The sequence below is a fragment of the Lactiplantibacillus sp. 3062 genome, assembly GCF_055413545.1.
Genome location: NZ_JBVAYE010000009.1, coordinates 118,071 through 127,735 on the forward strand (window position 1 = coordinate 118,071; position 9,665 = coordinate 127,735).

Consider the following 9,665-nt stretch of genomic DNA (forward strand, 5'->3'; position numbering starts at 1 on the left):
GTTTAAAATAATGAAAATTAAGATGGTACATGCTGACAATATGGAGGAGTTATTTGCGCAAGTTTCGGAAGTCGACAAAGCACAAGATATTGACGATGAGTTGATAGGCACTAGTATTGATTTTATCAAGGTGAGCGATTCAAAAATGATTTATTGCGAAGCATTGGTTTATAGGACTGGTGATGACGATGAAGAACTATAATCTAAACCGCCTAAATAAGCGAGTACAGTTTGGCACCGTCAAGTCTGTTCAGAACCCAATAAACGGCACAACCAAACAACAATTCGTGACACTGTTCACTGTCTGGTATGGTGAGTACACGTTAACTGTCAGTAATACCATTAGCCTTACTGGTACGACTGCGACAACTAACCAGCTAATTGCAGTGCGCCATGATGAACGTATTACCACAGCACTACTAGCGTTACTAGATGGGGTTACGTATCGCGTTGCTGGCGTTAGTTCTGACAGCGAGCTGAATGCCTATGACGTGGTCACACTAACTAAGGTCAACGGTCATGGCTAAGCCAATGAAGCAATGTGAGCACCCAGGTTGTCGGACGTTGGTTGCCTATGACACACGCTACTGTGAGAAGCACCGCAAGGCCACTAACAAGTGGCGGTATCACAAACGCATGTACGATTCAGACGAGAGTAAGTATCAACAGTTTTACAAGTCGTCAGCATGGCGCAAGTTGTCACGGCGGTTCCTTGAAAGTAATCCGGTATGTGTACAGTGCTACCAAGACGGGGTGATCCGTAAAGCTAATGTGGTCGATCACGTTATCGAAATCAAAGACGATTGGTCAAGGCGACTTGATGAAAGCAACCTACAACCATTGTGCTACCGACACCATAACCGAAAAACGGGATTGGTTAGAGAACAACGGGAACAACAAACTAAATAACCAATGAGTGTCGTGCTGAAATGTGCGGCACTTTTTAGTATCTGCTAAATTAACCCTATTACATACTATAATTGTAAATGTTCATATTAACGTGGAACACGTGGAACACGTGGCACAACCATTGATATATCAACGTTTTCAAAGCGTCCTAACGTGGTACACACGTGGCACAACGTGGAACATTACCTGGCACAACACACTAACTTGATACACTAGCTGACCCGCTAAGATGACGTGACAGGTTGCTTGTACTACCTAAGCTTAACTTAGGTAGGTAAACAAAAAGCCGCCCATTAAGGCGACCAGTCACAGGGCCACTCGAATGACCGTTGCCAGTATAACATATAAAAAGCGCCGCCAATGCTGACGCCGCTACAACTAATTCCCACAAAATTAATTATATCACGTGAAAGCGAGAAAACAATTTGTGAGTCGAAATTTTATACCCACAATTCAAGATTCATATTAAAAGGTGTTTCCACAGTAGGAGATCTGCGCAATACTGCGCTGAACTTTCAGCCGAGCTACTGAGTCGAAATTTTCGACCTAGTTAACCAACCCGCATTTTGCGTCTACGTTGCCAAAAGTGGCAATGGACTGCGCCGATTTCTCGGCCGAGTGAACAATTCAAGCTGGCGGCTCAACTTTGAGCCACGAGACTAATTCAAAACAGCATGACAGCCCAGAAACGTTGATATGGGGGGGCTATGGTCGACACGAAAGGAGCGGACAGCATACTTTTGTGTTTATAAAAGTCCCTTTTGAACTTTGATTTTTTGCTGATTTTGCTGGATTGTGAAATATCACTACTAATAATGCGAAATTTAAACAAATAGCCAGTCAGGGGGTAACGTGTAAATATATACATGTTATTAATTGCACTTTTTAGAAATATGTGCGATAATATAGATATAATAAACGAATTCTGGATATATGTATCAATCAGCCGCTATGGGTCTAACCCGTGGGGGCTTTTTGGTACGTAAATTTAAACGAAAGGAGTGCTCCGAATGAGCCAAAAAGTAAAAGCCTTAGCTAGTATGAAGAAACATTTAACCAATGATGAGCGTGATCAACGCAAGGACGCTGAAAAAGCGTTATTTGATTATCCGGTGCTTGATTTAACCCCGCCAGATTGGTTACATAATCGGGCCTTGACTGAATGGCAACGGGTAGCGCCTTATTTAAAGGCCAATACCCCAATTAGTGAACTTGACCGGGCCATGTTAGCCAGTTATTGCCGCGCTTATGCCACGGTACAGACTTGTGAGAATGATATTCGTAAGAACGGGCTGGTACAAACTAATCAAGAGACTGGTGTACGTAAGCCGAACCCTTACGTGACCTTGCAGTCACAAGCGATGAAAGATTTAAAAGCCTTAGCCAATGATTTAGGCATGTCGCTATCGAGCCGGGCACGCATGGAATTAAACAAGCAAAAAGATGAGACACCCGAAGATACTTTCGAGGCGATGTTATCATGATTGAATATGTTGACCAAGTGTTATCGGGTCAAGTATTGGCTGGTCAAAAAATCAAATGGGCGTGCGAGCGATTTAAACGCGATTTAAGCCGTTCTAAGGACGACAGCTTCCCGTTCTACTACGACGAAGACAAAGCGGCACAGGCAGTTAAATTTATCGAATTAATGCCTAAGACTGACGGTAGCCAACTCACCATGCAACCCTTTCAAAAATGGATTATTAGTGAGCTGTATGGCTGGCGTGAAAAAACTACTGGTAACCGCCGTTATGATCGTGCGTTTATTAGTATGGCCCGGAAGAATGGTAAAACCTATCTGGCTTCTGGCATGGCCGCTAATGGCCTTTTAAGAGAACGTCAGCCCGCCCGCAACCGACAAGTATTATTCGTTAGCAACGCCCTTAAACAAGCTAAATTAGGCTACGACATGCTTTCAAGTGGGCTACGGCAAGTCCGCAAGCAATCGAAGTACATGCGGCAACGGATTAAGGTACAGAAACAAGCCATTACTGACTTAGAAACTGATTCGCAAGCCTTGGCCCTTGCCAGTGATACCAGTACGCTTGATGGTTATGCCGGGACTACCGTTATTTTAGATGAATGGCACGAAGCTAAAGACCGCAAAGTGTACAACGTTTTAAAGTCTGGTCAAGCACAAGAAGATAACTCCCTGCTGGCGGTGATTTCCACCTCGGGCCTTAACCTTAACGTCCCAATGCACGCTGAATATGACATGCTGACGGACGTTTTAAAGGGCAAGACCGAAGCTGACCGTTATTTTGTGGCAATATGGGAACTGGACGACCGCGAAGAAGTTTACGATCAAGCCAATTGGATCAAGGCCAACCCGTTATTCAGTGAACCACACGTTAAACAACGCATGACGGAAAAGATTCAGGCCGACGTGGATCTTGCCATTAAACAAAATAATCTCATTCCAATACTGGTTAAGAACTTCAACATGTGGTTGCAAGCCAGCGAGGACAGTTATATTTCAGCAGACGATTGGGCCGCTGGTAAATTGGCAAAGGTGCCCGACTTACATAATCGCGACGCCTATATTGGCATTGATTTATCAAAAAGCAATGACTTAACCGCGGTTAGTTGGCTTGTTCCAATTGGTAACGGTCAGTTTTATTGTGACAGTCATTCGTTTGTGGGTACTAAATACGGCCTTGATTCTAAGATTAAACGTGATGGCATTGATTACCGGTCAATGGAACGGGCGGGTGAGTGTAGTATTACCCGATTAGATAGCGGCATTATTGATTATGACAATCTATTTGATTTTGTGCAAAAACTAGTCGGGAAATACAACTGGAAAGTGAAAGCAATCGCTTATGACCCGTATAACGCGCAAACGTTAATTACAAAATTTGAGAAATTAAGCTACCCACTATTTGAAGTACGACAAGGCACCAAGACTTTGAATATTCCAACTCGTAATTTCCGTGATCAGCTTTACGATGACAAGATTAAACATAACGGCAATAAGATTCTCGCTTATGCGGTCAATAACGCCATCTTGAAAGTGCTAAACAATGGCTGGCAACTGGATAAAGCCCGCAATAGTAACCGGATTGACCCGATTGCGGCGTTGATTAACGCGTTTGTAGCGGGTATGGACTATTACCAAGAAAGTGAGGATCAACAGCATGCAGAAGATTACTACAAAACAGCGACTGCGGCAGATCTGTTCTGATTATGTACAAACGATTTTGTTGGTGATTGGATTAATATGCTTAGTGATTGGTTTTGGTTGCTGGATCAGCTGGCAAGCGGGGTTAATATTGGCTGGTATAGCCATGATTCTGATGGCCTTGCTAATTAATTATGAAAAGCAAAGAGGTGATTAAATGAGTTTTTTTGTTAAAAGCAATACCACCAGCGGCACGCATGATCCGGTAGCCGACGCCTTGGTTAGTTTATCAAGTAACGACCCGTATACGTTTGTCAGTGCGGCGGTGTTGCGTAATAGTGACATTTACGCGGCGATTAATATTATTGCGAGCGATATTGCTAGCAATCCAATTATGTGCGATACGGCAATCTTTAACACGATGATTAATCAGACCCCCAATAGTCAGATGGACGGGTACCATTTTAAATATGCGTTGGCGGCTAACCTGTTACTAAATGGTAATAGTTTTGCCGAGATTTTGCCTAATCATACGTTGAAATTGATTGCCAATAACCAATTAACGGTTGAACAAGATGACGTCAGTGGGGCATTGACCTACACCTATACCCCGATTGGCGGTAACAGTCGTCAGATTGCGCCTAACAACATTTTACATTTTAAATATTTCACCAAAGACGGCGTGTCGGGGATTAGTCCCTTATATGCCCTCAAAGATGAACGCCAGATTCAGTCGGCCGGCAATAAATTGCTAACCGGCTTTTTTACTGCTGGTGTGCACGGCACCACGGTTATTAAAGTCCATCAATCTGATTTAGGGCCGGAAGCTAAGGACAATATTCGTAAACAGTTTGATGAAGCCAATACGGGTGACAATGCGGTTAACACAATTGTGACTGACGATACGATGGATATTAGCAACTTATCCTTAAATACCGATGTGTTAAAGCTGGTCAATTCTAATGACTGGACGACCCGACAAATTGCTAAAGCTTTTGGCTTACCGCCGGAGCGCTTAGGGGTTGAAAACGATCATTCTAACCAAGAACAAAGTGGCGTGCAGTATCTACAAGGGACGTTGCAACATTACTTTGATAGCTTTACCAGCGAGCTGTCGTTCAAGCTTGGTCATGACTTTACGTTTAACACGGACAAGTTATTGAGCCTTGACCCGCAAACTCAGCAAGCCCAAGCGGTGGCTGGTTTCACTGGCGGCGTTATGAGCCGTAACGAAGCTCGGGCCAAAATTGGCTTGCCACCAACTGACGATGGCAATATTTTCTTAAACTTACAAAAGAATGGAGTGACTAATTCATGAAACAAGACCGACGGTTAACGATTGACGCCGAATTGCGAGCACAAACGCCGCAGTCAGAAACACCCGAAGACGGGCCAGCTGAAAATTCAGCAGACCCACAACCTAAAGGTTCCCAAACAAGCAAGGGTAAAACAATTAGTGGTTATGCAATTGTATGGAACTCACCAAGTAAAGACTTAGGTGGCTTCACTGAGGTTGTTACCCCTAAGGCCCTTGATGGTGTCGATTTATCAAACGTTCTTATGCTTAATAACCACGACTATACCCAAGTGTTAGCCAGTGCCAAGGCGGGCACATTAACGTTAGAAACGGACGACAAGGGGCTACATTTCACCGCACAGTTGCCGAATACGTCGTTTGCTAATGATGTTTACGAAGAAGTTCAAAGTGGGAACGTTGATTCCTGCTCATTTGGCTTTGATAGTGACGACGACACCGACGAATGGACTAAAGATGATGGCGGTAATATCACGCGCACCATTAATCAAGTTAAAAGCTTGTTCGATGTGTCAGTGGTAGCCGTTCCCGCTTATGACGATACAAATGTGCAAGTTGATACCCGTAGCTATGAAAAATTTATTAACCAAGAAAAGGAGCCTGACAACATGGCAAAACAAACAATTATTGATCCTAATACCAACGAAAACAAAACCGGTATTCCCGCCTTTGAACAATATGTCCGGACACACGGGGAAACTCGGGACGGCTTAAAGACTGACGGTGCCAGTGCGGTTATTCCTAAGGAACTGATTACCCCCGTTTTCCAATTAAAGCAATCCAATTACAACCTCGCCCAATATGCGACGGTTAAGCAAGTTTCTAGTGGTTCCGGTACTTACCCAATTGCCACCAGCCAACAATCTGCGGTACTGGCTACTAAAGACGAATTAGCCGACATTGCCGACGTTGACGCGAACATGTTTACGGAAGTGCCGTTTGATGTGAAAACCCGGGCGGGTAAGATTGCCTTATCTAATGAAGTGGTGGAAGACGCCGAAGTTGATATTGTCAGCGAAGTTAAAACCCAGTTACAACAATTGGTTGATAACACGGACAACACACAAATTATGAGCTTGTTAACGGGTAGCAACTTTACTAAAGCAACGGCCGCCAATATTGATGATCTTAAAAAGATTTTCAATGTGACGTTAGATCCCGCCTTGAGCAAAATGTGGTTAGTTAACCAGTCCGGGTTCAACTACCTTGATACCTTGAAAGATTCCGAAGGTCGTTACCTATTACAGCCAAACCCAACGGCACCAAGTGGCTTCACCTTGTTAGGGGCGCCAGTCGTCATGATTAGCGACAAATTACTGGCTAACAACGCGGACGGGACGTTCCCAATGATTGCGGGAGACTTATCGCAAGCCGTAGCTGTTTTCCGGCGTAACCAAGTAACCGCCCAATGGGACAAATTCGACCAGTTCAGCCAAGGACTTTCCGTAATTGTGCGAAACGATTATGAAGTGATTGATAAGACCGCTGTAATCAACGTGGCGTTAGGAACTGCGACGGCAACGCCTGCACCGGCTGGTAAATAATCGTACCCACTTTTGGGGACGGTTATACAAGGGGTGGCGATTCACCACCCCTATACATAAATTAAACTAAGGAAAAAGGAGTGATTACATGGCTGTAACCGTTGATGATATTAAACTAAGCCTAAGAATTGACGTAACCGAAGATGATCCAATGATTAAAAGCTATTTAGACGCCGCCGAGGACTACGTTCAGACGGCCGTTAGCAAAAACGAGGACGTGTCTATGTACAAACAGTATGATTTTGCCGTGTCCTTGCTGACACAATTCTGGTATCAAAACCGGGTAACCGATATGACAAAGACACCGTATCAAGTTGTTAGCATGATTCAACAATTGCGCGGTTTAGTAACCGGATAAGTTTTAAAGTGAATATGCTTCATTTAAAACAATTATAGGTGAAAATATTTGTTTTAAGTGCTATAATATAAGTATTCATTGTGTTGATATTAGCCAAGACGGGGTGTAATAGCCCCGTTTTTTTATACATATATCTGGAACCCAGAAAGTGTGATTCCAATGCGCCAAGATGTTAAGAAGATTTGTAATTTATTAAAGCAATATGCCAAACTAAAACGTGACTTGACGGCTTTTAATCAAGTTTCTAGTCCCTCGTTCGATGGAGTATCAAGCCATAGCAGCCGAAACGGTGCTGAAAGCCGCCTGATAAGCCACGTTGATTTGTCTTACCAGTTAAAAGAAGTCGAAGACGCCCTAAATGCAATTGATGATCCACAATATCAATTTATCTTACATGATTACATTATTGAGAAACGTTTCAGCCGCAGTGAAGCTTGCAACCAATTATCGGTTAGCGTTAGCAAGTTCAATTATCTAAAAAACGAAGCATTAAAGGAATTTGTTTGTAAATATTGTAAAAGAACATAAAATTATCGTTTAGAATTGATTATTTGTGATACACTGTTGCTGACGTGGAGGAAACTTCATGTTAGGGAGGGAATAATCATGGATGCTAAATTAACTATTTTTGATGCTGCAAAGTGGTTTATTGAAAATAACGATAGTGTAACGCCTAAAAAATTACAAAAACTTCTATATTACCTCTATGCTTGGGGACTTGTTTTTCTTAATGAAGATATTGATGATTTAAGTGATAAAGTGTTTAGCGGGGAATTTGAAGCGTGGGTTCATGGGCCTGTAAATCGTGATGTGTATGAAAGATACAAGCCTTATGGTGGTAATCTTATTAAAATACCCGATGCTAATGAAATGAAAATCGAGAACCCTGATACTTTGAATTTAATGAAACAAATAAATAGAATATATGGAAAATATGATGGCAATACTCTTGAATTATTAACTCATTCTGAAGATCCGTGGAAAAAAGCTAGAGGAAGTGCAAGGCCACTTGATCGTTGTCAAAACGTTTTGAATGATGCTGAGATGTTTAAATTTTACTCTAGTTTATTAGAAGGTTAATTAAAGTGAGTAGAAGAAATAACAACCGGAAAAATAATTTTAAGAAAATAGAAGATAGTGTCGATAAGGCAACTGGAAATGGTGAAGACAGTGCTATTCCAGAACCCCAAATTAAGCCAACTAATGGCTTTAATTATTTTTCAGTTTATAATTGGCTGGATGCGACTGATTCTTTTCTTAAGAGTGACAATTTTACCAATTATTCCAAAAACTCGGGTGAATTCTCAAAGAATATTTATGAGTTGATACAAACCTTTATACCTTGTCTTTATAAAGAGTGGGAAAAAATTTTTGATACTGGGAATAATTGGCAATTTAGACACTGCCATCAAGTGGAAGATAAACACAAAGATCTAGTGAACAGAATTGCAGAAGAGATAAATCACACTGCTTTTCCAAATTTTGATGGTGAAGATTATTGTTGGTGGCAATTGGGTTTTAGCGGAGCTACAAGAGTTTATGGTGTCTATATCAAAGCAGAACATGCGTTTTATCCAATATTTTGTGATTGGCATCACCTTATTAATGGGGATGAGAAACACAATACTAAAGATTATCAGCATTATTCTTACAATCCTAAAGACTAAAAAAACTGTTAACCAAAGTTGGCTAACAGTCACTGCCCCGCGCAAGTATTAAGTCACTGGAAACAGTGGCTTTTTTGTTATATTTTTGGCTGTCCCTTTGGCTGACTTTTAGTGAAAAGAGATGACAACCAATGACAAACTAGAGTAATAAAAAAGCTGTAATCACGGTGTTTTTGACAACCAATGATAACAGCTGATAACGAATATTGGGTATACTGGGCTCGAACCAGTAAATTACGGATTCAGAGTCCGCTGCCTTACCAATTTGGCGAATACCCAATAACAACTATTTAATAGTAACTTTTCCAGCAAATACTGTCAAGACTTTGCTGAAACTTTGTGTCTATTTTTTGCATTTTTGCTTGAATATCGTATCAGTTGGTGGCTAAACTAGTTAAATGGAAGGTGAGTGTATGTCGAAGTCAGAATTAGATCATTTATTCGATCATCTGCGACAACAATTGATCGTATGGGCGGTCACGGCCATCGGATTAGCAGTTATGCGCAGCTTTTTGTTACCCCAATTATTGACTTTCGTTTTTTGGTGTAGTGTGGCCTACTGTTTGCTCTTATTCGTTGGTTTAGTTGTTGTGACGATTTTTAGGTGGCAAAAATCTTAATTATATTTGACAAGCCGCTTATCATTCGGTAAGATAATAAATGAATTTGTGCCCGCTGGTCAAATTGGTTAAGACGTCGCCCTCTCAAGGCGGAGTTACGGGTTCGATCCCCGTGCGGGTGATAAGTTGAC

Annotated in this window: 12 protein-coding genes and 2 tRNA genes; 13 read left to right on the plus strand and 1 reads right to left on the minus strand. The window is 41.9% G+C overall.

All coding sequences use genetic code 11. The annotated features are described in order from the left end of the window. The first annotated feature begins 10 nt into the window (after window positions 1–10). The 11 genes from ACWQAU_RS12045 to ACWQAU_RS12095 all read left to right on the plus strand — a co-directional run bounded on the left by ACWQAU_RS12045 (window position 11) and on the right by ACWQAU_RS12095 (window position 8,914). Window positions 11–202, plus strand: coding sequence for a hypothetical protein (locus tag ACWQAU_RS12045; protein WP_027821889.1), 192 nt, complete (start codon window positions 11–13; stop codon window positions 200–202). Continuing rightward, window positions 189–527, plus strand: coding sequence for a phage head closure protein (locus ACWQAU_RS12050; protein ID WP_027821890.1), 339 nt, complete (start codon window positions 189–191; stop codon window positions 525–527). Before ACWQAU_RS12045 ends, ACWQAU_RS12050 begins: the two co-directional genes overlap by 14 nt. Next, on the plus strand, window positions 520–909 hold the full coding sequence (locus ACWQAU_RS12055) for an HNH endonuclease signature motif containing protein (protein WP_027821891.1): 390 nt from the start codon (window positions 520–522) through the stop codon (window positions 907–909). Before ACWQAU_RS12050 ends, ACWQAU_RS12055 begins: the two co-directional genes overlap by 8 nt. A gap of 1,010 nt (window positions 910–1,919) precedes the next feature. After that, window positions 1,920–2,393, plus strand: a complete 474-nt coding sequence (locus ACWQAU_RS12060) for a phage terminase small subunit P27 family (protein WP_027821892.1) — start codon at window positions 1,920–1,922, stop codon at window positions 2,391–2,393. Then, on the plus strand, window positions 2,390–4,093 hold the full coding sequence (locus ACWQAU_RS12065; protein ID WP_027821893.1) for a terminase large subunit: 1,704 nt from the start codon (window positions 2,390–2,392) through the stop codon (window positions 4,091–4,093). Before ACWQAU_RS12060 ends, ACWQAU_RS12065 begins: the two co-directional genes overlap by 4 nt. Window positions 4,094–4,247: 154 nt before the next feature. After that, window positions 4,248–5,348: a phage portal protein gene (locus ACWQAU_RS12070; RefSeq protein ID WP_027821894.1), complete on the plus strand. Its 1,101-nt coding sequence runs from the start codon at window positions 4,248–4,250 to the stop codon at window positions 5,346–5,348. Beyond that, window positions 5,345–6,889, plus strand: a complete 1,545-nt coding sequence (locus ACWQAU_RS12075; RefSeq protein ID WP_027821895.1) for a phage major capsid protein — start codon at window positions 5,345–5,347, stop codon at window positions 6,887–6,889. The genes ACWQAU_RS12070 and ACWQAU_RS12075 overlap by 4 nt, the downstream gene beginning before the upstream one ends. Window positions 6,890–6,977: 88 nt before the next feature. Beyond that, window positions 6,978–7,247, plus strand: coding sequence for a head-tail connector protein (locus ACWQAU_RS12080; RefSeq protein ID WP_027821896.1), 270 nt, complete (start codon window positions 6,978–6,980; stop codon window positions 7,245–7,247). 159 nt (window positions 7,248–7,406) lie between these two features. Further along, window positions 7,407–7,775, plus strand: a complete 369-nt coding sequence (locus ACWQAU_RS12085) for a hypothetical protein (RefSeq protein WP_027821897.1) — start codon at window positions 7,407–7,409, stop codon at window positions 7,773–7,775. A gap of 78 nt (window positions 7,776–7,853) precedes the next feature. Then, a complete protein-coding gene (locus ACWQAU_RS12090; protein WP_027821898.1) occupies window positions 7,854–8,327 on the plus strand; it encodes a Panacea domain-containing protein in 474 nt (157 codons plus the stop codon). Window positions 8,328–8,332: 5 nt separating this feature from the next. After that, window positions 8,333–8,914 carry a hypothetical protein gene (locus ACWQAU_RS12095; RefSeq protein ID WP_027821899.1) on the plus strand — a complete coding sequence of 194 codons (582 nt, stop codon included), beginning with the start codon at window positions 8,333–8,335 and terminating at the stop codon, window positions 8,912–8,914. A 206-nt stretch (window positions 8,915–9,120) separates the two neighbouring features. On the opposite strand, the gene ACWQAU_RS12100 is transcribed toward ACWQAU_RS12095, so the two are convergent. After that, window positions 9,121–9,193: transfer RNA gene (locus ACWQAU_RS12100), tRNA-Gln, on the minus strand. Between the two features lie 134 nt (window positions 9,194–9,327). Between ACWQAU_RS12100 and ACWQAU_RS12105 the strand changes: the two genes are divergently transcribed. Both ACWQAU_RS12105 and ACWQAU_RS12110 read left to right on the plus strand, forming a co-directional pair. Beyond that, a complete protein-coding gene (locus tag ACWQAU_RS12105; protein ID WP_003642774.1) occupies window positions 9,328–9,534 on the plus strand; it encodes a hypothetical protein in 207 nt (68 codons plus the stop codon). Between the two features lie 49 nt (window positions 9,535–9,583). Further along, window positions 9,584–9,656, plus strand: a tRNA-Glu gene (locus tag ACWQAU_RS12110). Window positions 9,657–9,665 lie beyond the last annotated feature (9 nt).

Excerpts from the sequence above, each read along its gene's own strand:
- ACWQAU_RS12045 (WP_027821889.1), top strand. The coding sequence starts at position 11 with ATGAAAATTAAGATGGTACATGCTGACAATATGGAGGAGTTATTTGCG.
- ACWQAU_RS12105 (WP_003642774.1), top strand. The coding sequence starts at position 9,328 with ATGTCGAAGTCAGAATTAGATCATTTATTCGATCATCTGCGACAACAA.
- ACWQAU_RS12085 (WP_027821897.1), top strand. The coding sequence starts at position 7,407 with ATGCGCCAAGATGTTAAGAAGATTTGTAATTTATTAAAGCAATATGCC.
- ACWQAU_RS12070 (WP_027821894.1), top strand. The coding sequence starts at position 4,248 with ATGAGTTTTTTTGTTAAAAGCAATACCACCAGCGGCACGCATGATCCG.
- ACWQAU_RS12090 (WP_027821898.1), top strand. The coding sequence starts at position 7,854 with ATGGATGCTAAATTAACTATTTTTGATGCTGCAAAGTGGTTTATTGAA.
- ACWQAU_RS12050 (WP_027821890.1), top strand. The coding sequence starts at position 189 with ATGAAGAACTATAATCTAAACCGCCTAAATAAGCGAGTACAGTTTGGC.
- ACWQAU_RS12055 (WP_027821891.1), top strand. The coding sequence starts at position 520 with ATGGCTAAGCCAATGAAGCAATGTGAGCACCCAGGTTGTCGGACGTTG.
- ACWQAU_RS12075 (WP_027821895.1), top strand. The coding sequence starts at position 5,345 with ATGAAACAAGACCGACGGTTAACGATTGACGCCGAATTGCGAGCACAA.
- ACWQAU_RS12065 (WP_027821893.1), top strand. The coding sequence starts at position 2,390 with ATGATTGAATATGTTGACCAAGTGTTATCGGGTCAAGTATTGGCTGGT.
- ACWQAU_RS12060 (WP_027821892.1), top strand. The coding sequence starts at position 1,920 with ATGAGCCAAAAAGTAAAAGCCTTAGCTAGTATGAAGAAACATTTAACC.
- ACWQAU_RS12080 (WP_027821896.1), top strand. The coding sequence starts at position 6,978 with ATGGCTGTAACCGTTGATGATATTAAACTAAGCCTAAGAATTGACGTA.